The sequence below is a fragment of the Rhodococcus sp. 14-2496-1d genome (genome assembly GCF_002259365.1).
In the GTDB taxonomy this organism is placed as follows: Bacteria; Actinomycetota; Actinomycetes; order Mycobacteriales; family Mycobacteriaceae; genus Rhodococcoides.
In genome coordinates this window covers 216,850-241,406 of the sequence record NZ_NPFV01000016.1, presented here as the reverse complement: position 1 = coordinate 241,406, position 24,557 = coordinate 216,850, and the positions used below count along the sequence as shown (strand labels likewise).

The following is a 24,557-nucleotide window of genomic DNA, read 5'->3' as shown; positions in this document are numbered from 1 at the left end:
TCCCGCAAACGCGCGCGCACTTGCCAGGTGCACGCGAAATAGACCCCGAATCGGTCGCGAATTCGCACGCAACCGACGAATGCGCGCGCGTTTGCAACAGATACAGCCGCGCACAGCCGACACCCGCACCCGTGAACCCAGCACCCGTGAACTCCTGAATGCGCCCCCTTCCGCCCAGCGATCCCACCCCGCCAAGCCCGCAAACGCGCGCGCACTTGCCAGGTGCGCGTGAAATAGACCCCGAATCGCTAGCGAATCCGAACGCGTCTGACAAATGCGCGCGCGTTTGCGGCTGAACCCCACCCCGGACTGCGCACACAAAAAAACTCCCCACCCGACGGATCGGGTGGGGAGTTTTGGCGGTGGCGGAGGGATTTGAACCCTCGGACGGGGATTACCCGTCACACGCTTTCGAGGCGTGCTCCTTAGGCCGCTCGGACACGCCACCGCAGAAGACTGTACCGGAATGACGGCCTGAGGCTAAATCGCCTGCTCAGCACGCGAATCCATCGGTCATTCCGCAGGCTCCACTCCGGCGACTAGTTGCCGGTGAGCTTGTCCTTGATGTTCGAGGCTGCGTCCTTGACCTTCTCGACGCCGTCCTTGACTGCTGCCGAGGTCTGGTCGCCCTTGCCCTCTGCTTCGAGGTCCTTGTCTCCGGTGGCCGAACCAGCGGCTTCCTTTGCCTTGCCGCCGAGGTCTTCGGTCTTGTTCGAGATCTTGTCGCCGATTCCCATAGTGCTCTCCTTCGCAGAGGTTGGAGCGCGTCGTCGCACCCCTGCTCTCCACACTCCTGAAAACCGACGGACCCGGCCACCTCGCCCCTCACCTCGAGACGGGATCGTTATCTCTGGCGAGCGAAGAACCTGGTCAACACTTCGGCGCATTCGGCTTCCAACACGCCGCCGCGAACCTGCGGTCTATGGGTGAGTCGACGGTCTCGCACCACGTCCCACAGCGAGCCGACTGCTCCGGTCTTGGGTTCCCACGCTCCGAACACCACGGCTCCGACGCGAGCGAGCACCAGCGCCCCGGCGCACATCGTGCATGGTTCCAAGGTGACGGCCAGGGTGCAGCCTTCGAGTCGCCAGCCGTCCCCGTGCACGGCCGCTGCTCGACGCAGGGCGATCACTTCAGCGTGTCCGGTGGGGTCGCCCGACGCCTCCCGCGCATTGCAGGCTCGGGCGATCTCACGTCCGGAGGCGTCGAACACGACGGCTCCGACGGGGACGTCGGCATCCGACGCCTCGGCGGCAGCCGCCAGCGCTGCGCGGATCATGTCCGCGTCGGATACCGACACGGACTACCGCCGCAGCTTGTTCACCGCTGCGGTGAACTCGTCCTCGAAGCCCAGGCGTTCGGCGATGGACTGCAGCTGCTCGTCGGGGTAGTCGTCGGTCTCGGCGACGATGATGCCGAGCACAGCTTCGGGGAGTCCGAGATCGGCCAGCAACGCGAGGTCACCCTCCTCGTAGGGTTCGATGTCGTCGAGTTCGTCGGGGTCGACGTCGGGGATCTCGATGTTCAACGCATCGAGGACGTCCGCGGCGATTTCGTAGTCGACGGCGGCGACCGCGTCGGACAGCAACAGTCGGGTGCCGTTCGGTGCGGGACGCAGGATGACGAAGAATTCCTCGTCCACGTCGAGCATTCCGAACACCGCTCCAGAACTGCGCAGCTCACGCAATTCGGTCTCTGCCGCCGACAGACTGGTCAGTGCGTCGTCGGACAGCGGCGTGACGGTCCACTTGCCTTCCTCTCGGACAACTGCAACGCCGAATCCCTCGAGGTCGTCGTATTCCGGTGCGGATGCGCGGTTGTTGTTCGCGCGCTGTGCGGCCATGCGCGCAACGGTAGTCCGGTAGGGGCCTGTATTCGAAGTCCACGTCCGATCGACGTCACCCACCTGTGCCAATCTGATCGGGTGACTTCTTCTTCGGTGTGCGTTCTGGGTCTCGGACTGATCGGTGGGTCGATCCTGCGCGCGGCACACGATGCGGGCCGTCCGGTATGGGGATGGAACCGATCGGCCAACGCGATTTTAGGTGCTGTGGCCGATGGATACGACGTCGGCACCGACCTGGTAGCTGCACTGAGCAGGGCCGCAGCACAGGACGCGTTGATCGTCGTCGCCGTTCCGATGCCTGCCGTCGAGTCGATTCTGACTGCTGTCGCCGAGCATGCCCCCACAGCTCCGCTGACCGATGTCGTCAGCGTCAAGGCCGAGATGGCAGCCGCCGTCGAGGCGCAGGGTTTGCAGGCACGCTACGTCGGGGGACATCCCATGGCGGGCACCAACCACTCGGGGTGGTCGGCCACCGATCCGACGCTGTTCGCCGACGCGGTGTGGGTGGTGTCCACCGACCCGGGAGTCGACGCCGACGTGTGGGTTCGGGTGGCCCGTCTCGCTCTCGACTGCGGTTCGGTGGTGGTGCCGGCAGAGAGCGTCGAGCACGATCGCGCCGTCGCCAGAATCTCCCATCTTCCGCATGTGCTGGCCGAGACACTCGCGATCGTGGGCGCGGCAGGCGGACCGCTGGCGTTGGGCCTGGCTGCGGGCTCGTTTCGGGACGGGACGCGGGTGGCGTCCTCGTCGCCGAATCTCGTTCGGGCGATGACCGAGGGCAACGCCGCCGCTCTGCGGACCGCGCTGGACGAGGCTCTGGACGCACTCACGGCAGCGCGCGAAGAACTCGACGAAGGTTCGACGAAATCACTGGTCGAGGCCGGAAACACGGCGCGCCTGCAGTACGAGCAGCATCAACGCTTCGAGATCACCGACGTCACCCCGGGCGAACCGGGGTGGCGGGAAAAACTGCAGGACGCGGGTCGACGCGGTGGCGTCGTACGTCAGATCCGCTCGGCCAGTCCCGGGTAGTCGAGAACGAAACCGTCGGCGTCGACCGTGACGGACGACGTCGAGACCGGTGAGATGACGTGAATTCCCTCGGAACCACTGCTGTAGGTCAGCGTGGCTTCCTGGATGCTGAGGTCGAGCAGGTTCACGTACACCGTGGGCACCTCGAGGTCCTGGACCTGGGTGTGCAGACCGAATCGACGGATCGGCAGAGTGTTGAAGAATGGGCTGAGCACCATGTCGACGTCGAGCGCGCCACTGTAGGTCGAGCGCTGATGGCTGGTGCTGTTCTCCACCATCCAGTAGCCCTCGTCGTCACGGCTGACGGAGGCCTGGCGGTCACCGGACGCGAGAGATGTGCGCACCGAGAGCCTCTTGGTGACGCCGTATTCGTCGGTCACCAGGTCGTAGGACGCACTGAAGGCGGGGTGATCGCTGCACGCGCCACCGATGATGCGTCCGGCAGCCTTGATGCGGTTGCCCGAGAGCTGGACCCGCACGGACTCCATGCGAGGAACGTCGTGCGCTCGCCACGTCAGGATCGACGGCCAGGTTTTCGCGTCTGTGGAATCGGTCGCGGGGATGGAGACTTGCTCTGCACCCGATGCTTGAGTGATCACCCACCTACGGTAGGCGACGAGGCCCCCAGAAGATCAAGCGGACGTGCCTTTTCTCGCAGTTCATTAATGTTGTGCCCGTGACGACAGAGAACGCGGGCGACGGGCAGTTCGATTTCGCGCACTCCGAACAGGCTGCGAAGAGTCGGCAGGACAAGGCGAAGGCTCTGGCGCGCTACGTGTGGGATCGCGGCATCACCGGTGCCGAGCTACTCGACCTCACCGACGCGGTCCGCCGGAAGCTGGCCCGCGCTGCCGACCTGCATCCACCGAGCACGATGGAGACGTGGACCATCGTGGCCGAGTTGCTCGACCGTAAATCCGTGTGGGCGGCCGAACACCCGGGCCACGACGGTGCGACGCCCCAGCACGCCGACGAGAAGATCATGTGGGTCAAGCCGCCCATCACGCCCTGGACCTGATCAGCCGGTCACCAGGCCGATCTCACTGGCGATAGATCTCCACGTGGGCACCGGTGACCACACCGAGGGTCGACGTCGGCTGGCCCCAGCTCGAACCGCAGTTACCCGACGCCTGACCTGTCGGCACGAAGGATCGGCTCGACGAGGTGTAGGGGCCGACCGCCAGGAACGGAACGGCGGCAGTGACATAGAAGCCCCAACATTCGGTGATCAGTACGTACTCCCTCCCCGGAGGAGCACCGGTGTCGTGGCACGTTGCAGACGCGCCGAAGGCATCGTGGGCGATGGAGCAATCCTGAGTGTCAGCATGGGAAACGCCTGCGCCGATGATTGCTGAAAAGGCCAGACCTGAGACGACGACGGTGGCAACTCGTGTTGCCGCTACAAATGTTCTTCTCATACAGGTCATTTCGCCCAGGACCGACGACGCGTTACGAAAATCAGACCAGCGAGTCTTCCCACGCCTCGTGCAGGTGCGCAAAGCGTCCCTCTCCCGCGATCAGGTCTTCGGGAGTTCCGTCCTCGACGATGTCGCCGTCGGACATGACCAGAACGCGATCGGCGATGGCCACCGTCGACAGGCGGTGCGCGATGATCAGCGCCGTTCGTCCCTGCAGGATGGTCTCGAGCGCGCGCTGCACCAGCCGCTCACTCGGGATGTCGAGGCTCGATGTTGCCTCGTCGAGCACGATCACCGACGGCGCAGCGAGGAACACCCGCGCGAAGGCCACCAATTGCCTTTGACCCGAGGACAATCGGCCACCGCGCTTGCGTACGTCGGTGTCGATGCCGTCGGGCAGCGACGCGATGAACTCGGTCAATCCGACGGCGTCGGCCGCAGCCCGCACGTCCGCATCGGTCGCCGTAGGGCGTCCGAGACGGATGTTGTCCGCCACCGAACCGGAGAACAGGAACGATTCCTGCGTCACCATGACGACGTTGCGGCGTAGGTCCACGTCGCTGATGTCCCGCATGTCGATGCCGTCGAGTCGCACGGCTCCGGCCGTCGGATCGTAGAAACGCGCCAACAGCTTTGCCAGTGTCGACTTTCCGGCTCCGGTGGCCCCGACCATCGCAACCACCTGGCCTGCGGGCACGTGCAACGAGAACTCGGGCAGCACAACGCGCTCGGAGCCGTACGAGAAGTGCACATCGTCGAACGTGATGTCGCCCTTCACCGTTCCGATCTCCACCGGATTCTTCGGGGCGATCACCGACGGTTCTTCCTCGAGTACCCCGGAGATCTTCTCCAGTGCAGCCGCAGCGGATTGGTAGGCATTGAACACCATCGCCAGCTCGTCGAGAGGTCCGTAGAACCGGCGCAGATACAACACGTAGGCGGCGAGCACACCGATGTCCATGTGGCCGTTGATCACTCGCCAGCTACCGAACACCAGGATGATCGCGAGCGTGACGTTGCCGATCCAGCGAACGATGCCGGTGTAGCTCGCCATCCCGCGCAGCGCTGCGGTGGTGGCGTCGCGGTACTCCGAATCCTCGGTGCTCAGAATCGCGTCGTTGCGGCCCTCGCGCCGGAACACCTGTACCGCGCGGATACCGCCCATCGACTCCACGAAGTGAACCACGACGCGGGCGATCGCCACCCGTGTTCGACGGTATCCCTGGCGTTGTCGACGCTGCGACCACCGGGTGACGAGGACCAGCGGAACGAATCCGGCCAGCACGATCATCGCCATCGGAACGTCGAGGTACACCAGGATGATCGCGATCGACACCATCGACAGGATGGCCGTCAGAGCATCGTTGAGCGCACTTTCGAGCAGCGTCTGCAGAGATTCGACATCGCTGGTCAGACGCGAGATCAACCGTCCCGAGGTGTACTTCTCGTGGAACGACAGGCTCAGCTTCTGGGCATGGTCGAACACCCGACCGCGCAGGTCGTACAGGATGTTCTGACTCAGCCGACCGGAGACGGTAAGGAAGGCGTAGGTGGTGAGCATCCCGAGCAGACCGAAGCCGGTGTAGCCGCCGATCGCCCACAGCAACGGAGCCCAATCACCCTGTGCTGCAGCGCCGACACCGTTGTCCAGCGCATAGGCGATGAACAGCGGACCGGCAACGTAGGTGATGTTGTCGACCAGAATGATCAGGAACGACAGCAGGGCCTGCTTCTTGTACGGCCGCACCAACGAGGCGAGCAACCGGCGAGAACGCCCGGCCAACACCAGGTTTCCGGTTGCGTCGACCTCCGATTCCTCGCCGCCGACGCCGCGCCAATCCGCGGCTGCGGTTTGCTCAGCCATGAATCGACCCCATCACTTCGCGGTACCGCGGCGACGACGCCAGCAGTCCCTCGTGTGTTCCCTGCTCCACAATTCGTCCGTTCTCGAGATACAGCACGCGGTCGGCCAAGGCAGCGGTCGACGGCCGGTGCGCCACCAGCAGTGTCGTCGAGTGCGCCAACACGCGTCGTAATTCCTTCTGCACTTTGGCTTCGGTGTCCACGTCGAGCGCAGACAGCGGGTCGTCGAGCACCAGTACCCGGGGCTTGCCCAGCACCGCCCGCGCCAGTGCGAGCCGCTGCCGCTGCCCACCGGACAGGCTCATTCCCTGCTCACCGATGCGAGTGGCCAGGCCCCACGGCAACTGCTCGACGAAATCCGTTGCGTGCGCGATCTCCAACGCCTCGGCGACCTCGGCATCGGAGGCTCCGGGCGAACCGAGCGCGATGTTCTCGCGCGCACTGACCGAGAACAGCACCGGATCCTCGAACGCCACCGTGACGATCGACCGCAGATCGGCCAACCGCATCGAGGCCACGTCGATTCCGTCGATGGTGATGGAGCCCTCGGTGGCGTCGAACAGCCGGGGTACGAGGTTCGTCAGCGCGGTCTTTCCGCTACCGGTGTTGCCGACCAGCGCGACGGTCTCCCCCGGCTCGACGACGAAGCTGACGTCCTCGAGAAGCGGTGCGGACGCGTCGGGGAAGGTGAATCCGACGCGATCGAATTGCACTCGGCCACGGATCTTTTCGGGCAATTCGACGGGATTGTCCGGATCGGTCACGGTTTCGGGAGTATCCATGATCTCCCAGTACCTGTCCGCTGCCGTGCGGGCGTTGTTCAGTTCGGCCAACAGATACCCGAAGGATTCGATCGGCCACAGCAGGAACGTGACGATGGCGATGGCCGCGACGAGCGTGCCGACCGTCATGGTGCCCTGGACGATGGAGTACGTGCCAACGGCGAGGATCGCGCCGATGGTGATCGGCTGCAGCCCGACGATCACCGCCCAGATGATCGCCAGGTAGCGCACCTTCTTCAGCTCGGTGCCCCGCAATGTGCGGGCCTGACGCAGAAACTGCTTGCCCAAGTGCGCACTTCGACCGAACGCCTTGAGGACACGAATACCCTGGATGGACTCTTCGACCGTCGTCGTGACGTCGCCGGCCTGATCCTGAGCGTCGCGGGCCACGACGCGATAGAGCGTCTCGAACTTGGTGCAGGCGATCACCAGCGGTACCGACGTCGCCAGCATGATCAGCCCCAATTGCCAGGACTGCACCAGCAGTACGCCGATGCCTGCGACCAGTGTGACGGCGTTGATGATGATGAACGGGCCGATGAAGGCCATGAACCGCCGCAGCGAACCGAGGTCTGCGATGGCACGAGAAAGCAGCTGACCCGATTCCCAGCTCTCGTGAGCCGCGACCGACAGTCGCTGGAGTTTGTCGAATACTGTTGCGCGCGCTGAGATCTCGAACTGACTCGACGGGCGGGAGACCAGGTAACGGCGAACCCAGATGCCGAGCGCATCGATGGTGCCGAGCAACAGGACGAACGCCGCGGGCCACCAGACGGCCGAGAAATTACGATCGGTGATGGGCCCGTCGATGACGCGTTGCATCACCAGCGGTATCACCAGACCGGTCATGGTGGCGATCAGCGAGACCACGATCGAGGCGATGTAGAACCACTTGTACGGCAGCAGAAACGGCGCGAAACGGCGCAGCGAGCTGGCCGGCTTCGCGGTGTCCGGGTATGGCTGATCGAGGGTTCGGGTTTCGGGATCGAGCACACCCGTAGACACAGTTCTTCTCCTTATTGCTGTGCTCGAATGCTTTCATTGCACAGGCTCAGTTTCCAACCGATTTTTCGGCCCTCGCATTCCAGTGTGAAACCTCGAGCTCGGTCGAGGTCAAGCGAACCGACTCTCGAGTAACGTAGGGCCGTCGGGCAAAGGAAGGGCATACGTGAGCGCACGGTCGATGGTCGGGTTGTTCGCGGGGATCGGCGGGCTCGAGCTGGGGTTGGCCGACGCAGGGTGGACGACGCAGTTGCTGTGCGAGATCGATCTCGGAGCCGGGGCCGTCCTGAAAGCGCGCATGCCCGAGGTACCCCTGCACACCGACGTCACCACTCTTCGAAGCCTGCCCGCCGACACCGAACTCGTCGCGGCCGGCTTCCCCTGTCAGGACCTCTCGCAGGCCGGCCGCACCGCAGGCATCACCGGTGCCAGATCGGGCCTGGTCGACGAGGTGTTTCGGCTGGTCTCGCGTCGACGCGGCCCGCGATGGCTGCTGATGGAGAACGTGCCGTTCATGCTCCAACTCGGCCGTGGGGCGGCCATGCGACACATCACCGACGCGCTGGAGGACCTCGGTTACATGTGGGCCTACCGCGTCGTCGACGCCCGCGCGTTCGGGTTGCCGCAGCGTCGGCAGCGGGTGGTGATGCTGGCCTCGCGTACCGACGATCCACGCGAGGTGCTGTTCTCGCAGGATGCAGGACCGCTGCCCGACGGCGACCCGGCCACGCAGCCGTGCGGCTTCTACTGGACCGAGGGCATTCGCGGGCTGGGCTGGGCCGTCAATGCGGTCCCGACGCTCAAGGGCGGATCCTCGCTCGGCATAGCCAGTCCGCCGGCGGTTCGGTTGCCGTCCGGGGAGATCGTCACTCCCGGGATCATCGGTGCCGAACGTCTGCAGGGATTCGATCCGGAGTGGACGCTGCCCGCCGTCCAGCAGCCCGGCGTCCGCAGCGGACATCGCTGGAAGCTCGTCGGCAACGCCGTCAGTGTGCGCATGGCGTCCTGGGCGGCGAGCGCACTCGACGATCCCCAGCCGTACGACGCCTCGAACGATACGGCTCTGCTGCCTGGTCAGGCCTGGCCGACCGCAGCCTGGGGACGCGACCGCACCAGCTATCGGGTCGCGGTGACGACCATGCCGGTGCACGAGCCGTACGAGGACCTGATCGATTTCCTGGACGACGCGAAGCTGCTCTCGGCGCGAGCGACCGCCGGGTTCCTCAAGCGAGCCAGAGCGGGCAATCTCCGTTTCGTCGACGGCTTTCTCGACGACCTCGACGCCCATCTCGAACGCATGGGCGGGTACGCCGAGAGGGTGTCGGCGTGAGCGGAGACCGGCCCGCCACCGACGCCAGGACCAGCGCGCGACTGAGCAAGCAGAAACGCCGCGACACCAAGCCCGAGGTGGCGCTACGGCAGGCACTGCACCGTCGAGGTCTGCGCTACTTCGTCGATCGAGCTCCGTTGAAGGGCATGAGGCGTCGAGCAGATCTGGTCTTCCCCAAACGCAAAGTCGCGGTCTACGTCGACGGTTGCTTCTGGCACAGCTGCCCGGTGCACGCGACCAAGCCCCGCAACAACGCGCAGTGGTGGGCCGACAAACTGGCGGCCAACGTCACGCGCGATCGCGACACCGACGACAAGCTCCTCGCGGAGGGCTGGCGCGTCGTACGAATCTGGGAACACGAGGACCCCGCCGAGGCCGCCGATCGAGTGGTCGACGAACTTTCCGGAGACTGAAACAACCTGTCCGGAGACTGAAACCATCTCCGGCCCCCGCGCGTCCAACCCCATGATCGGTTGATTCGAGTTCCGGGGGAAACGGTGCGTAGAAATTGGTGGCTTGCGGCAACAGCGCTGGCGATGGCCGTATCGACGAGCGGGTGCGCGGTGGTCTTGCTCGGCAGCGCCTCCCCCGTCAGCAGTGCGCCGCAGAACCGGTACGGATTCGTGCTGTCCGAGGCGGACCGGTACCTAGCGGACTCGGCGGCGTTCGTACGCAGTCTCGACCCCTGCGGTTTTCTCACCGAAAACGACCTCGCTGAGCTCGGCACGGTGGTGCAACTGCGCCCCGACGGCGAATTGAGCGCGTGCTCGGCCAGTCTGAACCCGGCGAACTCGAGCGCCACCGACTCCGTCTCGATCGATCTGAACGGATATCAGCCGACGCCGGACGACCCGGACACCGAGCGGATCACGATCGGCGGCGAACAGGTGTATCTCCACGACCTGTCGCAAGGGCAGTGCCGCGTCAGCTTTCCGCTGCGCGACGAGTTCGACGGGGCCGCCACCGGGGCCATGGACGGCTTCCTCACCGAATCCGGTCGTAGCTTTGCCACGATCGACGTCGATCGGGCCGTCGCCGACGCGTGTGCCGCGGCGACAACCTTCGCCGAGACCGCACTGAGCCTGTTGGACGATCCACCACTGCGGGCCGACTCGAAGTACAACCTTCCGCTGGCCACGAAGGACCCGTGTGCCGTCCTCGAACACCTGCCCGCAACCTGGACGGTGGCCCGCTGGAACCCCGCGTCCGATCCGTACCGTTGCCACTTCACGGCGTCGTCGTCGACGTTCGAGGACTCACTGGCGATGCTCGACGTCACGCTCACGTACGTCGACTCGGATCTGCGTTCGACCGACAGCGAGCCCGTCCAGCAGGGCGGCTACACCGTCGAGACACGCGCCTCGGATTCGTCGTGCTTCGCGGACATCGTGCTGGGCAACCCCGTGCTCGGCATGCCCGAGAAAGACGATGCTGCCGCGCGCTATGCCCGCACGGTTCCCACACTGTCCGTCCTGACCGACAGCTGCGAGTCCGCCGTCGCACTGGCGGTGGCAACCGCCGAGGTACTCACTGGCTAGCCTTGGTCGGTGCGTTCGAGAACCGAAGGCGTGGATATGCGCCGCGTCGTAGTGGCGATCTGCTTGATCCTCGCCGGCCTGCTGTACTCGGCCTGGGTGGCCGAATTCTTCCTCGACACCGGTCTCGACCCAACCACATCGTTCCTCAGCGAACTCGACGCCCGCGATCAGCCGTACCGCGAATTCTTCTCCACCGCAGACGTCGTCACGGGTTCGTTGATGATTCTCGCGGCGATTCTCGGCTTCCTGGCAACCCCGCGACGACGGCTCGTCGTCACCGGCTGGGTGGCGTCGGGCATCTTCGGCATTGCGACCATCGCCGACGCGAAACTCCCCCTCGAGTGTGTGGCGGCCGACGATCCGAGCTGTCCGATCGAGCCGAGCGGATTGTTCCCGCAACTCCATCACCTGCATGCGCTGACCAGCACCATCGCGGTGTTCGCGATCTTCACCGTCATGATCGCGTTCACGGTGGCCGCATTTCGCTACCGGCTCTACCCGCTGCTGCGCACGCTGGGCCTGGCCGTCCTGATCGTGACGTCATTGGCTACCGCGTGGCTGCTGATCGCCGACAATCTGCCCGGTGAGTACGGTCTCGGCATCGCGCAACGGATACAGGTAGGCGGCATGTCGGCGTATCTGGTGGTGCTGGGGTGTGCGCTTAAACTCGGCGCATGTCTTTCACCGCGACCGAACTGAACGGATCCAAGGTCGAGCAGTATCAGCAGCTCACCGAGCAGGCCCGTGGCCTGGTGTTCGAGGAATCGAACCTCGTCGCCAACGCCGCCAACCTGTCTGCGCTGGTGTATCACGCTCTGCCCGAGGTCAATTGGGTCGGCTTCTACCTGTTCGACGGCACCGAACTGGTGGTCGGGCCGTTTCAGGGTCAGCCCGCCTGCGTGCGCATCGCCCTGGACAAGGGTGTCTGCGGAGCAGCAGCGACCACCCGCGAGACGCAGCGCGTCGCCGACGTCCACGCTTTCCCCGGTCACATCGCGTGCGATGCCAATACACGCTCCGAGGTCGTCGTACCGCTGTACCAGGGCGAGACCCTGATCGGTGTGTTCGATCTGGACAGCCCTGTTCCCGACCGCTTCGACGCCGACGATCAGGCCGGCCTCGAAGCGATCGCGGAGGTCTTTCTCAGTTCGCTGAGCTAGCAGCTGCCTCGAAGAACCAGGCCATGACCAGCGCACCGGGGTCGACGACGCCTCGCGCGGCCTCGCCGACGTAGCTGGCGCGGCCGCGGTTGGCGGTCATGTCCTCGGTCGATTCGGCTCCGGTTTTCGCGGCGTCCGCGGCCTGCTGCAGGGTGCCGCCGTCCTTCTCGAGTGCATCGACGGCAGGGGCGATGGCGTCGACCATCGTCTTGTCGCCTACCCGTGCGCCACCGAGTTCGGTGATGCTGTCCAGGCCTGCCCGGGCCGCGGCCGCGATGGCAGCAGTACCTGGCTCGGATTCGAGCATCGTCCGGTAGAACTGGCGGAACCAGATCCCGAACAGCGCGCCCGAGGTACCGCCCGCGTGGCCCAGGTAGGCCTCACTGACGGCCTCGAATACCGTTGCTGCCGAATAGGTGTCCTTGACGGCATCCAGATCGAGCTGTTCGAGGGCGGCCACCATGTTGGTTCCGAAGTCGCCGTCGCCTGCTTTGCGGTCCAGCTCGGTCAGGGCCGGTTCTTCGTCGAGTACCCGCTGCGCCCAAGTCCCGATCCACGTCGAGGCGAACGCCGAAACCTCTCCGGTGTCGGAGGGCTCGAACGAGGGCCCGAAGCCTCCACGTTCGCCCACCGACTTCACGCCGCGGCTGTGGGCGTTGGGCCAACCGGGTGCGTCGGTGGGGGCGTCCCAGAGCTCGAGCATCTCGTCGTCGGCGCGCACGAGGGTGATCGAGGCTCCACCCATGTCGAGCGCGGTGACGAAGCTGCCCACGAGCGAGCGGGAGATCTCGATCCCCTTGCCGTGCAAGTACTCCGAGAGTTCACCGAACAGCAGATGCAGCTCCAGCGGATGCGTTGCTCCGAGCCCGTTGACCACCGCGATCACCGATTCGCCCGAGTTCAACCCGAGCGAGTCCACGATGGGATCTGTCAGTTTCGCGACGATCTCCCGGGCGGGCAGGCGCGGCACACGGTCGGTGCCGCGTTCTCCGTGGATGCCGATGCCGAGTTCGATTTCCTCCGACGGGAGGTCGAACGACGGTTCGTCCGCTCCCGGCAATGTGGGCGGATTCATCGCGACGGCCATGCTGCGTGCGTTCTCCGCTGTTCGACGCCCAAGCGCGACCACCGCCTGCAGGCTGTCTCCGCGTTCGGCCGCTGCGCCGCATACCTTTTCGACGACGATGGTCGCTGCGGTGCCGCGGCGGCCAGGGCCGTCCTCGCTCTCACTGGCCACGTCGTCGTCGACGAGAACGACGTCGGCGACAATGCCGTCCTCCTGCAACAACTCTCGGGCGATCTTGAAGTTCATCACGTCGCCGGTGTAGTTCTTCACGATGTGGACCACGCCGCCGCCCGAGTCCACGGCCTTGGATGCCTCGTGCACCTGGAGGGCATTGGGTGAGGTGAACACCAGGCCCGGGCACGCGCCGGTGAGCATGCCGCGGCCGATGAAGCCGGCATGCAGCGGCTCATGGCCCGATCCCCCACCGGACAGCAGCGCGACCTGGCCGTCGGAGATGCGATAGCGACGCGTCAGGTAGCCGGGGTCGGCATGCCAGGCGACGTCGTCGGTGGCGGCGACGAAGCCGCGGAGGGCGTCGGCGACGAATGTTCGAGGGGAATTGGAGAACATACCTCCACCCTAACCACCTGCGCCTGAGTCCCGTCGTCGGTTCTGCGGGACGGATACAGTCGGGGGATGAGTACCGAGACCTGGACGCTCGACGCATCCGACGGCGGGCAGTTGGCTGTTCGCACGGATGTCACAGGAAGGGCATCCAAGATGGGGCATCGCCTCACGATCGCGATGACCTCCTGGGCTGCGACAGTCGAGTGGGCCGGGGACGCACCTACCGCTGTCACCTTGACCGCCGAGGTGAGTTCACTCGACGTGGTCCACGGCGAGGGTGGACTGACACCGTTGATCGGACCGGAGAAGATCGTCGCGAAAGCCAACGCGCTCAAGAGTTTCGACGCCGACCGATATCCGTCGATTTGTTTCCACTCCACCGAGATCACGGCCGTCGACTCCGGATTCCGGCTGGCGGGCACGGCCGAGATCCACGGTGTGTCGAGGGAGATCACCGTGGATGTGGACGTCACAGACCTCGGCGATCGGTGGCGTGTCGGGTCCGAAACCACTGTGCGTCAGTCGGATTACAAGATCACTCCGTATTCGCAGATGTTCGGAGCCATGAAGGTGGTCGACGAGGTCACCGTGACGTTCGACGCCGAGTATCGCAAGCCCTGAGCCTTTCCAATTCACCTGCAATGGTGGACACTACGGCGGTGAGTCGAAACAGATGGTTGGCCGGATCCTGCGCATCGGCCCTGGTGCTGGCCGTAGCCCTGACTGCGGGCTGCAGCAGTCCAGCGACCACGTCCCCCGATGGACCTCCCGGGGTGAACGTCAACGGCGTCGGAGAAGTCCAGGGCGCACCGGATACGTTGACAACCCAGATCGGCGTCCAGGCCACGGCCGAGGACGTCACCGCCGCGATCGAACAGGCGAACGCTGCGGTGACCGAAGTGACGGACGCGGTCATCGCGGCCGGCGTCGCTCGCGAGGACATCCAGACTCAGCAGGTCTCGATCGATCCGCAGTATTCCGGTGCACTGCCGGGCGGTACCTCGGCCATCTCCGGATATCAGGCCACCAACACCTTGCAGGTGACGGTTCGCGACCTGTCGAAGGCGTCCGAAGTGTTGGGCGACGCCACATCGGCCGGTGGCAACGCGACCCGAATCTCCGGGGTCTCGTTCAAGATCGACGACGATTCCGAGTTGATCACCGATGCCCGGTCCAGGGCGTTCGCCGATGCCCGCGATCGCGCCGAGCAATACGCGACGCTCGCAGGCGGCGAACTCGGAGACGTCCTGTCGATCACCGAGTCGATCACCGGCCAGGAGCAGCCGAGGACGTTCGGCGACTCCGCCAGTTCGTTCGACACGGCGGTGCCCATCGAACCTGGCCAGCAGACGGTCAGTGTGTCCGTGTCGGTCAAGTGGGCGTTGAACTAGAACTCGGCGGGCGGTGGCAGGCGATAGTTCACCGGTGTTGCCGAGAAGTCCAATGGGTTGCGGACGCCGTCGGCCACTGAACCCGGAACCTGCACGCGCGGTTCGAGACCGAGTGATTCCGCGAACGCGAAGGCCTCCTCGAGAGAATTGACCGGTCCCGCGGGAACGTTGCGGGCCATCAGTTCTCGATACCAGTCGTCCGCGGTGCGGGCGCTCAACGCCGAGGTCAGAACGTCGACCAGCTCGTCTCGATGTTTCACGCGAGCGGAATTGGACGAGAAGCGCTCGTCCGCTGCCAGTGCAGGCGATCCGAGAACCTCGACCAGGGCAACGAATTGCCTGTCGTTGCCCACGGCAAGTGCGAGGGGTCGATCGGCGGTCTCGAACACCTCGTACGGCACCAGTGAGGGGTGCTTGTTGCCCATCGGCACGGGTACGACGCCGGCCCCCAGATAGGCCGACGACTGGTTGCTCAGTGCGGACAGCACCGACGCCATCAGTGAGGTGTGTATCTGCTGGCCTGCACCTGTGTTCGATCGATGATGCAGCGCCGCAAGGATTCCGCTGAGCGCATGGAGTCCGGTGACGATGTCGACCATCGCCACACCCACTTTGGTCGGTGCCTCCGCGTCCGGGCCGGTGACGCTCATCAGCCCGCCGACCGCCTGAACCACGAGGTCGTAGCCCGGCAGCGCTGCTCCCCCGCCGGTGCCGAATCCAGTGATCGAGCAGTAGATCAAACCGGGATTGCGCTGCGAGAGCGTCGAATAGCCCAGTCCGAGTCGGTCCATCGCACCGGCGCGAAAGTTCTCGATCACGATGTCCGCGCCGGCGACGATCTCGCGTGCCTCGGCTACGCCGGTCTCGGACTGCAGGTCGATGAACCTCGACGTCTTGTTGCGGTTGACCGAGTTGAAATAGGTTGCCGTACCGGCAGAGTCGTACGGGGGACCCCATGATCGGGTGTCGTCTCCGATTCCGGGTCGCTCGATCTTGATCACCTCGGCACCCATGTCGCCGAGCATCATCGTCGCGTACGGTCCGGCGAGTACACGAGAAAAATCCGCGACCACGAGTCCTGCGAGTGGTCCGGTGGCAGCTGTCATCGGTCCACTGTATTGCGCGGCACCCTGCAGTTCAGTTCAGGTCGGGAACGAAGGCTCCCAGCACGGCGACCATCGTCTCGACGATGAGCTCGATGGGTGGCCGGGGCGGGGCGGTACGGGACCAGTCGGAGACGATCTCGGTGAGCGCTCCGAGGAATGCTGTTGCAGCCAAACGGTATCCACCCGGGGGAACGAAGTCGGAACCGACTTCCGAGCGCAGGGTGTTCTCGAAGAATTCCACCCACTGTGCACGGCGGCGCGTCCGGTGCTGTTCGACGGCATCGCTGACACCCAGCATCTCCAGATACGAAATCCGCGCTCGCCGTGGGTCACCTCCAATCGATCCGACCAAGGCGGTCATCGCGGCGACGACCAGCGCGCGTCGGTCTCGGTCGACGTGCCCGTCGAGTGCGGCGACGACTGCAGCCAACGCGTCGTCTTGGATCAGGTCGTAGACATCCACGAGCAGCGCCTCACGGTTGGCGAACTCACTGTAGAACTGACTGCGCGCCAAACCGGCCGCGGTGCAGATATGGGCGACCGAAGTGGCTGCGTATCCGCGCACCCCGATGACCTCGATCCCGGCCTGCAGAAACCGTGCGCGTCGATCGGCTTTGCGCGCGGCGGACGATTGTCCGGCGTAGATGCGGCCCTGATCGTCGGCGACAGTCACCGGCGGAGTCTACCGCCGGTGACTGTCTAGCGGGCCTGACGCCGATCGGGCCCGTCACGCCCCGATCGGCTTGCCGAACAGTCCGGCGATTATCTCGCCGACGGCATCGACGAAGAGCGGGTGTGCACGTGTGTCGAGCGCCATCGAGCCGACATCGTTCGTTCGGCAACCCGGTTCCACAGGAACACCGGCAAACCGGTCGCGCATCCACAACACCGCGCTCGGAAAGGCAATCAGCTCCAGAGTGATGTGCTCGCTGAAATGGTCACGGGTGTAGGTGACATCGGCACCGGGACGGCTGCAGTACGAATCGACCATCGCGTTGACCGGCCCGATCGGCACCAGCCAATCCGGGTTCGAGTGGTAGACGTAGAGCGGCATGTTCGGGGTGGTGCCACCGAGTCGCATCGCGGACAGGGCCTTCTTCACCACGGGTTGTTGAATCGGGTCGCCGTCGGTATGCAGGAAACCCTTCAGGTTGACGAACGGGAGCAGCGCCGACGAGTAGCCGACACAGAGATTGTCCTTGGCCGCGAACAAAGTTCGGCCGAGCGGATCGATGTGCCGGTCGATGAAGTCGGCCAACTCGGGATCTTCGCGGCTGGCACCGATGATGCCGGCAGCGACGATGCCGGAGCCGAGGGCATTGTTCGCGTTGTCGACCAGGGCCCCGAGTTCAGCCGGGGTTCCGCCCTCGGTGACGCCGACGATATCGAGCTCGGGCGCATAGCTTCCGGCCAGCTCGGCTGCATGACCGGTGGCTATCGCGCCACCGGAGTAGCCGCTCATCCCCACCTTGGTGGCCTCCCCGGACAACTGCATCGGCGCGAAGTTCTCGGCCGCTCGGATGCCGTCGAGGGTGATCCGACCGGCGACCGGCCCCGCGGCGAACGAGTTGTTCGGACCTTGATGGTCGGGTACCGATACCGCCCAGCCCTGAGCCAACGCTGCCTGCACCTCGAGGAATTGAGCACCCGACGTCACTGCGCCCGTGACCGGCCAGGGAATTGCCCCCGCTCGCATCGCATACGAGGGCGCGCAGTAGGCGGCGAGAGAATCCTCGGCCAATTGGATGGATATCAGCGGGCGCGGTGCCGCGGGCACGCCACGGGGCTTGATGACCGTGGTGACCGCAGCTATCGGCTCGTCGCGTCCGTTGTTGGACCGAAACGATAGCTGCCAGGCGTCCACCTGTGTGGGGATGACATTGAGAGTGGCCAGCTCGACGGGCCGAGCGGCGATGATCTGACCTGGTTCGGCCGCGGCCACGACGTCGGCGGGAGGACGGTAGAAGCCGGTGTCGAACTCGGGGATTGTCGGCCACGTGAACGGTGCCAGAGGCGGCTGGACCACCACCTCGGGCGGATCGCTGACGTCGGGTGCAGCGGCAGCGGGACTGGTCGTCGCCGCAATGGCGGCGACGGCAGTCACCAGGCCGATTGCGACCCGAAGCGTCCAAGATCGAGCAGAAGACACGGCTGTACTCCTTCGCGCCGGAGGACGGGCTCCGTAGGACGCGCGCCCGGCGTCGGTTCGTACAGCGCATCCGACCATCTTGGACACCGATGTCCGAGATGGTGCTGAGAACTGTAGAGCGAAGTGGTGTGGATAACAATCCCCGGTTCGAAAAGAATTCAGAAGTGAACCGATTCCATCTCCAGCCGGCCATGCCTGCCCCTCCTACGACATCACGCGACCGCGAAGGACCTCTTCGCCAAACCGAATTGAAAGCCGGTGATGGCGGTGGTCACCGGAGCTTCCGGGTTCTCGGCCGCACCCAGAGTGACGAACAGTGGCGTGAAATGTTCGACGGTGGGGTGGGCGTACGGCATCCCCGGCGCAGCACTACGGAAGTCCGCCAGAGTCGCGACGTCACCACGCGACAACGCGTCGGCCGCCCAGAGATCGAAGTCCTCCGACCAGGTCGGCACAGTGTTGGTGGCGAAATTCTCCCGGGACAGGAACGGCAGACCGTGCGTCATGAACCCGGAACCGATCACCAAAACTCCCTCGGCGCGAAGTTCCTTCAACGCGGCGCCGATCGCCATCAGCCGATCGGGAGCGTGCGTCGGCAGGCTCAACTGCAGAACGGGAACATCGGCGTAGGGGTACATGACCTTCAGCGGAACCCAGGCACCGTGGTCGAGGCCGCGGGAGTTGTGCTGATGCAGGTTCTCCGACGCCGGAATGGCCGCGGCAACGCGTGCGGCCAGCTCCTCGGCGTCGGGCGTCCGATATTCCATCGAGTAGTAGCGCTGAGCGAATCCACCGAAGTCGTAGACCAATGGGGTTGCGGCACCCGAGGCGGACAGACTCAGCGGTGCCTCTTCCCAGTGCGCGCTGACGATGAGGATCGCTTTCGGCTTGGGCATCGACTGCGACCAGGTGAACAGCTGGTCCATCCACAGGGCGTCGTCGAAGACCGGTGGTGCGCCGTGGCTGATGTAGAGGGCGGGCATCGGCCCGTCGCTCGGGGTCCACAGTTTCTGCGAACGGCTCGCGGGCGCGGCATCGGCGAGAAACGCGTCGAACGCTGCGCCCGCGACCGGCGGGTTGATCACAGATGGCATGGCAGGTCCTTCGAAGTGATTAAGTTGAACCTTCAAGTTAGCATCGATCGTGCATTCTGGCCAGCATCGCTACGCTCGGCCCTATGCCGGACGCCGTCTACCGCGCACCGATGCCCGGGGGTGTCGAACGTGCCCTCACCTTCGGACTCTGCGGGATGGCGGCCGACGACGAACGATCACTACGACGGGTAGAGCGCTTCGAGCAGGTCGCGGACGGCTCCTGGGTCTGGACGCGTACCGAGCGCGGCGAGTACTTCCTCGGCCGAATATCCGGTCCGCTTCGCCAGGACCACAGCGCCGATGCGGTGGCGTCGAACATGACTTTCGTACGTGACTGCGAGTGGACCGACGAGCCCGTTCCCGAACATCGGGTACCGGCCGCGACGCTGCACACCTTCGCCCGCGGCGGGCGGAACTTTCAGCAGACGCACGACCCTCAGGTCGCCGCGGAGTCGGCTAACGTGTGGCGAGCTCGAGGTCGCTGACCTGGGGATCGACCTGCACGACGGCGTAGCCCTGAATCTCGAACTTGTTCTCACCCTCGGGCGGCCCGAGCACGGCGCGGACGATCAGCGTTGCAGCGGCAGCGACGAGTGCGATCACGACGACCACCGCGGCCACGATCAGCAGGGTCCGGGGGCCGCCGAACAGGTTCTTCGAGCTCATGCGTCCATCATGACTCCTGCGGGACGAGGCACGTATCGCGCCCAGCGAAATGATAAAGGTGTTGATCAGATGGTTTCGTGGTTACAATGAATCCGTGACCGACTCACCCGAGCCCGATTTCTGGTCGTTCATCGAGACCGCCAACAGCACGTTGGCCCGGAAGTACGGCTTCGAGCATCAGCTGGCCACAGAGGTTCTACTGACGCTCAACCGGGCGTCGAACATCGTCACGTACGACCTGGAGTCGACGGTTCATCGCCCGCGAGGCTGGTCATGGTCGTCGTTCCGGCTGATGTTCGTCACGTGGCTGGCGGGTCCGATCGAGCCGAAGCGGGCCGCCGAATTGACCGGCATGAGTCGCGCGACCGTATCGAACCTGTCAAAATCCCTGATCGCGGGCGGTTTGCTCGTCAGCACCCCCGACGAGTCCGACGGGCGTTCGGTTCGCCTGGCCCTCACCGAGCGTGGTCACGCAGAGATGATCGAGACGTTCGCCGAGCAGAACGAGCGGGAGAACGCGTGGGCCAGCGCGCTCACCGAGCCCGAGCAGCGGATTCTGGTGATGTTGTTGACCAAGCTGATCACCAATCGAAGCCAGTTCGACGTCCGCGGACGGAACTGACGGTTGCGTAGATCACGTCGAAATAGTTAATGTATTTACTACATCCGGTGAACTCGACCCAGGAGCGACGACGTGGCCTATTACCGCCAGCTCGGATCGGTGCCGCCGAAGCGGCACACCCAGCATCGAACTCCAGAGGGCAACCTCTACTTCGAGGAACTGATGGGCGAAGAGGGCTTCTCCTCGGACTCGTCTCTCCTCTATCACCGCCACATTCCCTCGGCCATCGTCGATGCCACGGTCTGGGAGCTTCCCGATCAATCGACGACGCCGAACCATCCGCTGAAGCCGCGACACCTGACGTTGCACGAGCTGTTCCCGGACTCCGTCGTCGCCGACACCGACGTCGTCACCGGCCGGCGACTCGTCCTCGGTAACGCCGACGTTAGACTGTCCTATGTCGTCGCGTCGAAAACCTCACCGCTGTATCGCAATTCGATCGGTGACGAGATGGTGTATATCGAATCCGGTTCTGCTGCAGTGGAAACGGTATTCGGAACCCTCCAGGCACAGCAGGGTGACTACGTGCTCATTCCGCGCGCGACGACGCACCGCTGGATTCCTCACGGTCCACTTCGCGCGTACGCCATCGAAGCCAACAGTCACATCGCGCCACCGAAGCGGTTCCTGTCGAAGTACGGCCAGTTGCTCGAGAACGCTCCCTACTGTGAACGCGATCTGCACGGCCCCAGCGAGCCTCTGCTCGGCGAGGGAACCGACGTGGAAGTGCTTGTCAAACACCGCGGTTCGACGGGGATCGTCGGGACCCGATACGTCTACCCGCAGCATCCGTTCGACGTGGTGGGGTGGGACGGCTGCCTGTACCCGTACACGTTCAACATCTCCGACTACGAACCGATCACCGGCCGCGTGCATCAACCACCGCCCGCGCACCAAGCGTTCGAGGGTTCCAATTTTGTGATCTGCAACTTCGTTCCACGCAAGGTCGACTACCACCCGCTGGCAATTCCGGTGCCGTACTACCACTCCAACGTCGACTCGGACGAGATCATGTTCTATGTCGGCGGCGACTACGAGGCCCGCAAAGGTTCCGGAATCGGCCAGGGTTCGATCTCGGTGCATCCAGGCGGTCACGCTCACGGGCCGCAACCCGGTGCCTACGAACGCAGTATCGGTGCCGAGTTCTTCGACGAACTGGCCGTCATGGTCGATACGTTCCGCCCGCTCGAACTGGGCGAAGGTGCGCTGGCGTGCGAGGACACCGGGTATGCGTGGACCTGGGCAGGCCGGGGACCGAACCGATGATTCCAAAGTTCTTTCATCGCCTGTGCGACGATGCCGCTGTTTTCCCTCCCGGCAATGCGCCGCTCGATGTTGCTGCGGCACAACATCTCGAGTACCGGGGCAGTTCTTTCGCAGACCTCGTCGGCCCGTTGGTCGTTCCGATGGACCGGGTGAACGAGCTCGTCCTCGGTGCTCGGATGGAGGTGGCGTTGACCGCACCTGCCGGACCAGGCAGTGTCGAGGCCGGCCTACGCGCCGCCGACCGCACGGCCGGGGTGACCGTCGTGGCCATCGAAGTGGCAGTCCCCGACGGCACCGACATCGATGCCCTGCGCACCATCACTCAGGACATCGACATCTACGTCGAGATTCCCCGGGATGCCCGACGAGACGCCATCTTCGATGCAGTCGACGAGTTCGGGTATCGCGCCAAATTCAGAACCGGCGGAGTCACGGCCGACCTGTACCCGGACGAGCAGGAGCTCGCCGCGTCCATCTACGAGGCCGCGCAGCGTGAGGTCCACTTCAAAGCCACCGCGGGCTTGCACCATGCGGCTCGTAACACCGATCCCGACAACGGGTTCGAGCAACACGGCTTCCTCAACGTGATCCTCGCGGCGCAGGCCGCCCACAGCGGCGCGCGAGTCGGCGAGCTCGAGAAGATACTGGCGATCCGCGATGCAGACGTCCTCGCCGGGCTCGTCGCCGGGATCGAGGGCCAACGCGCTTTCGCCTCCTTCGGTACCTGCAGCGTCCGCGAACCCCTCGACGATCTCGTCGCCCTCGGCCTCGTGCCACCCCTGTGAGCCCCACCCCCGTACATCAGGAGCGCCGTCCATGACGCACATCGACATCCCCGCCGATTCCGAGTTCGGAATCGACAACCTCCCCTATGGCATCTTCAGCACTCCCGGTACCGACGCACGCGTAGGAGTTCGGTACGGCGACACCGTGATCGATCTTTCCGTAGCTGTGGACGATCCCGATTTCGCCTCGCCCAGCCTCAATGCGTTCATGTCCCGTGGACGCACCCGCTGGGTGGAGGTGCGCACGTCCGTCACCGACATGCTCATCAGTGGCACCACCCCCACGGACGCAATCGTATCCGTTTCCGATGTCACGATGCACCTGCCGTTCGCGGTGGCCGACTACGTGGACTTCTACGCCTCCGAGCACCACGCGTCCAACCTGGGTCGACTCTTTCGCCCCGATGCCGAACCGCTGCTACCGAACTGGAAGCACCTGCCCGTTGCGTATCACGGCCGGGCCGGCACGGTGTTCGTCTCCGGTACCGACGTCAGGAGGCCGTGCGGTCAACGCAAGGCACCCGACGAGGCGTCGCCCACGTTCGGTCCGAGTCGGCGACTGGATATCGAGGCAGAGATGGGCTTCGTCGTCGGTGTTCCGTCCGACGGACCCATACCGCCGGATCGGTTCTCCGAGCACGTGTTCGGTGCCGTCGTCGTCAACGACTGGTCGGCTCGCGACATCCAGGCCTGGGAGTACGTGCCGCTGGGGCCGAATCTCGGCAAGAGTTTCGCGACGTCCATCTCACCGTGGGTGGTTCCCCTGCTCGCGCTCGAACACGCGCGAACCTCGACGCCGGTTCAGGATCCGGAGCCGCTCGAGTACCTCCGCGAATCTCGTTCGTGGGCTTTGGACATCGATCTGACGGTCTCGTGGAACGGCCATGCCGTTTCCCACCCGCCCTACAGTGCGATGTACTGGTCGCCGGCGCAGATGCTGGCGCACGAGACCGTCAACGGCGCAACCAGCCGAACCGGTGACCTGTTCGCCTCGGGCACCATCTCGGGACCCGAGAAGGATCAGCGCGGTGCCTTCATCGAACTCACCTGGGGTGGTAAGGAACCGGTGTCACTCGGCGCGGAGAACAGAACGTTTCTCGAGGACGGCGACGAGGTCGTCATTGCCGCCAGCGCCCCGGGGCCGAACGGCTCGCGCATCGGCTTCGGTGACGTCCGGGGCCGGATCACGCCGGCCTGAACGACTGGCTACCACTCGGATCGCACGACCAGAGATTTCTCGATCTCCAGCGCTGCGTCGCGCACGGCCTGCCCCCACAGCAGGCCGGCCGACGTCGCCACCCTCTCGATCGGACCCGCGACACAGACGGCGGCGACGATGCGCTCGTCTCGGCGGACCGGTGCACTCACCGAGGTCAGGCCCGGGGTTCGCTCCGACGCCGATTCCCACCACCCGCGGGCCCGACGCTCGGCGTCGGCGTCGAGGTCGCCTGCCAACACGTGACTGGCCGACCCCGCTCCGAGCGGAAGTAGCGCCCCCGCGGGCAAGGACGCCCGGAGTTCGTGCTCCGAATCCTCCGACACCAGACACAACCGATGCGATCCCCGCAGTACCCACAGCTGCGCGGATTCGCCGGTCTCCTGCCGCAGACGCCTGAGAATCGGCACGGCGAGTCCGCCGAGAGTGGACGTACCGAAGCGATCACCGGGATGAACAAGACCGTCGTTGTCCCGGCGCAGCATCGAGTACCGCACCATCTCGCCGACCAGCCGATAGACCGTCGATGCAGACAGACCCAGCATCTTGGCGAGGTCGCCGGTGGTCCGCGGACACGCCTCGACGGCGTTGAGAATCGCTGCGGCCCGAGCCAGAACCCCGGTGGTGGTGTCGGCGCTACCGTCCGTCACTGCTGTCG

Annotated in this window: 28 protein-coding genes and 1 tRNA gene; 14 read left to right on the top strand and 15 right to left on the bottom strand. The window is 65.0% G+C overall.

Annotated elements, in window-relative coordinates:
- Positions 1 to 357 precede the first annotated feature (357 nt).
- From CH296_RS12170 to CH296_RS12155, 4 genes are all read right to left on the bottom strand, one after another.
- Positions 358 to 448: transfer RNA gene (locus CH296_RS12170), tRNA-Ser, on the bottom strand.
- A 91-nt stretch (positions 449 to 539) separates the two neighbouring features.
- The gene (locus tag CH296_RS12165; protein ID WP_032395366.1) at positions 540 to 737 is read right to left on the bottom strand and encodes a CsbD family protein; all 198 of its coding nucleotides are present in this window, start codon (positions 735 to 737) and stop codon (positions 540 to 542) included.
- Between the two features lie 107 nt (positions 738 to 844).
- Positions 845 to 1,279 (bottom strand): nucleoside deaminase, encoded by a 435-nt coding sequence (locus CH296_RS12160; protein ID WP_045198239.1) that lies wholly within the window; start codon positions 1,277 to 1,279, stop codon positions 845 to 847.
- A gap of 24 nt (positions 1,280 to 1,303) precedes the next feature.
- Positions 1,304 to 1,843: a tRNA adenosine deaminase-associated protein gene (locus CH296_RS12155; RefSeq protein ID WP_045200815.1), complete on the bottom strand. Its 540-nt coding sequence runs from the start codon at positions 1,841 to 1,843 to the stop codon at positions 1,304 to 1,306.
- 63 nt (positions 1,844 to 1,906) lie between these two features.
- On the opposite strand from CH296_RS12155, the gene CH296_RS12150 reads away from it, so the two are divergent.
- Positions 1,907 to 2,878 (top strand): prephenate dehydrogenase, encoded by a 972-nt coding sequence (locus CH296_RS12150; protein WP_094684870.1) that lies wholly within the window; start codon positions 1,907 to 1,909, stop codon positions 2,876 to 2,878.
- On the opposite strand, the gene CH296_RS12145 is transcribed toward CH296_RS12150, so the two are convergent.
- Positions 2,851 to 3,366 carry a putative glycolipid-binding domain-containing protein gene (locus CH296_RS12145; protein ID WP_032395594.1) on the bottom strand — a complete coding sequence of 172 codons (516 nt, stop codon included), beginning with the start codon at positions 3,364 to 3,366 and terminating at the stop codon, positions 2,851 to 2,853. The genes CH296_RS12150 and CH296_RS12145 overlap by 28 nt on opposite strands.
- A gap of 188 nt (positions 3,367 to 3,554) precedes the next feature.
- On the opposite strand from CH296_RS12145, the gene CH296_RS12140 reads away from it, so the two are divergent.
- On the top strand, positions 3,555 to 3,896 hold the full coding sequence (locus CH296_RS12140; protein WP_094684869.1) for a hypothetical protein: 342 nt from the start codon (positions 3,555 to 3,557) through the stop codon (positions 3,894 to 3,896).
- A 22-nt stretch (positions 3,897 to 3,918) separates the two neighbouring features.
- Here CH296_RS12140 and CH296_RS12135 read toward each other — a convergent pair whose 3' ends face one another.
- The 3 genes from CH296_RS12135 to CH296_RS12125 are packed head-to-tail and all read right to left on the bottom strand — an operon-like array spanning position 3,919 to position 7,946.
- Positions 3,919 to 4,296: a hypothetical protein gene (locus tag CH296_RS12135; RefSeq protein WP_256980429.1), complete on the bottom strand. Its 378-nt coding sequence runs from the start codon at positions 4,294 to 4,296 to the stop codon at positions 3,919 to 3,921.
- A 40-nt stretch (positions 4,297 to 4,336) separates the two neighbouring features.
- Positions 4,337 to 6,160: an ABC transporter ATP-binding protein gene (locus CH296_RS12130; RefSeq protein WP_094684849.1), complete on the bottom strand. Its 1,824-nt coding sequence runs from the start codon at positions 6,158 to 6,160 to the stop codon at positions 4,337 to 4,339.
- Positions 6,153 to 7,946 (bottom strand): ABC transporter ATP-binding protein, encoded by a 1,794-nt coding sequence (locus CH296_RS12125; RefSeq protein WP_094684848.1) that lies wholly within the window; start codon positions 7,944 to 7,946, stop codon positions 6,153 to 6,155. Before CH296_RS12125 ends, CH296_RS12130 begins: the two co-directional genes overlap by 8 nt.
- A gap of 178 nt (positions 7,947 to 8,124) precedes the next feature.
- Here CH296_RS12125 and CH296_RS12120 point away from each other — a divergent pair, with 178 nt between their 5' ends.
- From CH296_RS12120 to CH296_RS12100, 5 genes are all read left to right on the top strand, one after another.
- Positions 8,125 to 9,273 carry a DNA cytosine methyltransferase gene (locus CH296_RS12120; RefSeq protein WP_179277710.1) on the top strand — a complete coding sequence of 383 codons (1,149 nt, stop codon included), beginning with the start codon at positions 8,125 to 8,127 and terminating at the stop codon, positions 9,271 to 9,273.
- The gene (locus CH296_RS12115; protein ID WP_094632050.1) at positions 9,270 to 9,686 is read left to right on the top strand and encodes a very short patch repair endonuclease; all 417 of its coding nucleotides are present in this window, start codon (positions 9,270 to 9,272) and stop codon (positions 9,684 to 9,686) included. Before CH296_RS12120 ends, CH296_RS12115 begins: the two co-directional genes overlap by 4 nt.
- 84 nt (positions 9,687 to 9,770) lie before the next feature.
- Positions 9,771 to 10,811, top strand: coding sequence for a hypothetical protein (locus CH296_RS12110; RefSeq protein ID WP_143546353.1), 1,041 nt, complete (start codon positions 9,771 to 9,773; stop codon positions 10,809 to 10,811).
- Between the two features lie 36 nt (positions 10,812 to 10,847).
- Positions 10,848 to 11,510 carry a DUF998 domain-containing protein gene (locus tag CH296_RS12105; protein ID WP_179273027.1) on the top strand — a complete coding sequence of 221 codons (663 nt, stop codon included), beginning with the start codon at positions 10,848 to 10,850 and terminating at the stop codon, positions 11,508 to 11,510.
- A complete protein-coding gene (locus tag CH296_RS12100; RefSeq protein WP_045198226.1) occupies positions 11,486 to 11,971 on the top strand; it encodes a GAF domain-containing protein in 486 nt (161 codons plus the stop codon). The genes CH296_RS12105 and CH296_RS12100 overlap by 25 nt, the downstream gene beginning before the upstream one ends.
- Here CH296_RS12100 and dhaL read toward each other — a convergent pair.
- Positions 11,955 to 13,607: a dihydroxyacetone kinase subunit DhaL gene (gene dhaL, locus CH296_RS12095; RefSeq protein ID WP_045198225.1), complete on the bottom strand. Its 1,653-nt coding sequence runs from the start codon at positions 13,605 to 13,607 to the stop codon at positions 11,955 to 11,957. The genes CH296_RS12100 and dhaL overlap by 17 nt on opposite strands.
- A gap of 66 nt (positions 13,608 to 13,673) precedes the next feature.
- On the opposite strand from dhaL, the gene CH296_RS12090 reads away from it, so the two are divergent.
- The gene (locus CH296_RS12090) at positions 13,674 to 14,225 is read left to right on the top strand and encodes a YceI family protein (protein ID WP_094684845.1); all 552 of its coding nucleotides are present in this window, start codon (positions 13,674 to 13,676) and stop codon (positions 14,223 to 14,225) included.
- A gap of 38 nt (positions 14,226 to 14,263) precedes the next feature.
- On the top strand, positions 14,264 to 14,995 hold the full coding sequence (locus CH296_RS12085; RefSeq protein ID WP_256980427.1) for an SIMPL domain-containing protein: 732 nt from the start codon (positions 14,264 to 14,266) through the stop codon (positions 14,993 to 14,995).
- Here CH296_RS12085 and CH296_RS12080 read toward each other — a convergent pair.
- The 4 genes from CH296_RS12080 to CH296_RS12065 form a co-directional block, all read right to left on the bottom strand.
- The gene (locus CH296_RS12080) at positions 14,992 to 16,101 is read right to left on the bottom strand and encodes a CaiB/BaiF CoA-transferase family protein (RefSeq protein WP_094684844.1); all 1,110 of its coding nucleotides are present in this window, start codon (positions 16,099 to 16,101) and stop codon (positions 14,992 to 14,994) included. The genes CH296_RS12085 and CH296_RS12080 overlap by 4 nt on opposite strands.
- A gap of 31 nt (positions 16,102 to 16,132) precedes the next feature.
- Positions 16,133 to 16,774 carry a TetR/AcrR family transcriptional regulator gene (locus CH296_RS12075; protein WP_094684843.1) on the bottom strand — a complete coding sequence of 214 codons (642 nt, stop codon included), beginning with the start codon at positions 16,772 to 16,774 and terminating at the stop codon, positions 16,133 to 16,135.
- Between the two features lie 54 nt (positions 16,775 to 16,828).
- Complete coding sequence (locus CH296_RS12070) at positions 16,829 to 18,250, bottom strand: lipase family protein (RefSeq protein WP_373557279.1); 1,422 nt, start codon at positions 18,248 to 18,250, stop codon at positions 16,829 to 16,831.
- Positions 18,251 to 18,462: 212 nt separating this feature from the next.
- The gene (locus tag CH296_RS12065) at positions 18,463 to 19,344 is read right to left on the bottom strand and encodes a dioxygenase (RefSeq protein WP_094646571.1); all 882 of its coding nucleotides are present in this window, start codon (positions 19,342 to 19,344) and stop codon (positions 18,463 to 18,465) included.
- Between the two features lie 83 nt (positions 19,345 to 19,427).
- Here CH296_RS12065 and CH296_RS12060 point away from each other — a divergent pair, with 83 nt between their 5' ends.
- A complete protein-coding gene (locus CH296_RS12060) occupies positions 19,428 to 19,829 on the top strand; it encodes a hypothetical protein (RefSeq protein ID WP_094646570.1) in 402 nt (133 codons plus the stop codon).
- Here CH296_RS12060 and CH296_RS12055 read toward each other — a convergent pair.
- Positions 19,801 to 20,010: a hypothetical protein gene (locus CH296_RS12055; protein ID WP_094646569.1), complete on the bottom strand. Its 210-nt coding sequence runs from the start codon at positions 20,008 to 20,010 to the stop codon at positions 19,801 to 19,803. The genes CH296_RS12060 and CH296_RS12055 overlap by 29 nt on opposite strands.
- A 49-nt stretch (positions 20,011 to 20,059) precedes the next feature.
- On the opposite strand from CH296_RS12055, the gene CH296_RS12050 reads away from it, so the two are divergent.
- The 4 genes from CH296_RS12050 (at position 20,060) to fahA (ending at position 23,881) form a co-directional block, all read left to right on the top strand.
- Entirely contained in the window at positions 20,060 to 20,632 is a 573-nt protein-coding gene (locus CH296_RS12050) for a MarR family winged helix-turn-helix transcriptional regulator (RefSeq protein WP_094684842.1), read from the top strand.
- A gap of 72 nt (positions 20,633 to 20,704) precedes the next feature.
- On the top strand, positions 20,705 to 21,898 hold the full coding sequence (locus CH296_RS12045) for a homogentisate 1,2-dioxygenase (RefSeq protein WP_094684841.1): 1,194 nt from the start codon (positions 20,705 to 20,707) through the stop codon (positions 21,896 to 21,898).
- Entirely contained in the window at positions 21,895 to 22,683 is a 789-nt protein-coding gene (locus CH296_RS12040) for a hypothetical protein (protein ID WP_179277705.1), read from the top strand. Before CH296_RS12045 ends, CH296_RS12040 begins: the two co-directional genes overlap by 4 nt.
- A 31-nt stretch (positions 22,684 to 22,714) precedes the next feature.
- Positions 22,715 to 23,881, top strand: a complete 1,167-nt coding sequence (fahA, locus tag CH296_RS12035) for a fumarylacetoacetase (RefSeq protein WP_094684840.1) — start codon at positions 22,715 to 22,717, stop codon at positions 23,879 to 23,881.
- 8 nt (positions 23,882 to 23,889) lie between these two features.
- On the opposite strand, the gene CH296_RS12030 is transcribed toward fahA, so the two are convergent.
- Positions 23,890 to 24,549, bottom strand: a complete 660-nt coding sequence (locus tag CH296_RS12030) for an IclR family transcriptional regulator (protein ID WP_256980426.1) — start codon at positions 24,547 to 24,549, stop codon at positions 23,890 to 23,892.
- Between the last annotated feature and the right edge of the window lie 8 nt (positions 24,550 to 24,557).

Bases quoted from the DNA above. Each gene is read 5' to 3' on its own strand.
- CH296_RS12165 (WP_032395366.1), bottom strand. From the start codon at position 737: ATGGGAATCGGCGACAAGATCTCGAACAAGACCGAAGACCTCGGCGGC.
- CH296_RS12160 (WP_045198239.1), bottom strand. From the start codon at position 1,279: ATGATCCGCGCAGCGCTGGCGGCTGCCGCCGAGGCGTCGGATGCCGAC.
- CH296_RS12155 (WP_045200815.1), bottom strand. From the start codon at position 1,843: ATGGCCGCACAGCGCGCGAACAACAACCGCGCATCCGCACCGGAATAC.
- CH296_RS12145 (WP_032395594.1), bottom strand. From the start codon at position 3,366: ATGGAGTCCGTGCGGGTCCAGCTCTCGGGCAACCGCATCAAGGCTGCC.
- CH296_RS12135 (WP_256980429.1), bottom strand. From the start codon at position 4,296: ATGAGAAGAACATTTGTAGCGGCAACACGAGTTGCCACCGTCGTCGTC.
- CH296_RS12130 (WP_094684849.1), bottom strand. From the start codon at position 6,160: ATGGCTGAGCAAACCGCAGCCGCGGATTGGCGCGGCGTCGGCGGCGAG.
- CH296_RS12120 (WP_179277710.1), top strand. From the start codon at position 8,125: ATGGTCGGGTTGTTCGCGGGGATCGGCGGGCTCGAGCTGGGGTTGGCC.
- CH296_RS12105 (WP_179273027.1), top strand. From the start codon at position 10,848: ATGCGCCGCGTCGTAGTGGCGATCTGCTTGATCCTCGCCGGCCTGCTG.
- CH296_RS12100 (WP_045198226.1), top strand. From the start codon at position 11,486: ATGTCTTTCACCGCGACCGAACTGAACGGATCCAAGGTCGAGCAGTAT.
- dhaL (WP_045198225.1), bottom strand. From the start codon at position 13,607: ATGTTCTCCAATTCCCCTCGAACATTCGTCGCCGACGCCCTCCGCGGC.
- CH296_RS12090 (WP_094684845.1), top strand. From the start codon at position 13,674: ATGAGTACCGAGACCTGGACGCTCGACGCATCCGACGGCGGGCAGTTG.
- CH296_RS12080 (WP_094684844.1), bottom strand. From the start codon at position 16,101: ATGACAGCTGCCACCGGACCACTCGCAGGACTCGTGGTCGCGGATTTT.
- CH296_RS12065 (WP_094646571.1), bottom strand. From the start codon at position 19,344: ATGCCATCTGTGATCAACCCGCCGGTCGCGGGCGCAGCGTTCGACGCG.
- CH296_RS12060 (WP_094646570.1), top strand. From the start codon at position 19,428: ATGCCGGACGCCGTCTACCGCGCACCGATGCCCGGGGGTGTCGAACGT.
- CH296_RS12055 (WP_094646569.1), bottom strand. From the start codon at position 20,010: ATGAGCTCGAAGAACCTGTTCGGCGGCCCCCGGACCCTGCTGATCGTG.
- CH296_RS12050 (WP_094684842.1), top strand. From the start codon at position 20,060: ATGATAAAGGTGTTGATCAGATGGTTTCGTGGTTACAATGAATCCGTG.
- CH296_RS12040 (WP_179277705.1), top strand. From the start codon at position 21,895: ATGATTCCAAAGTTCTTTCATCGCCTGTGCGACGATGCCGCTGTTTTC.
- fahA (WP_094684840.1), top strand. From the start codon at position 22,715: ATGACGCACATCGACATCCCCGCCGATTCCGAGTTCGGAATCGACAAC.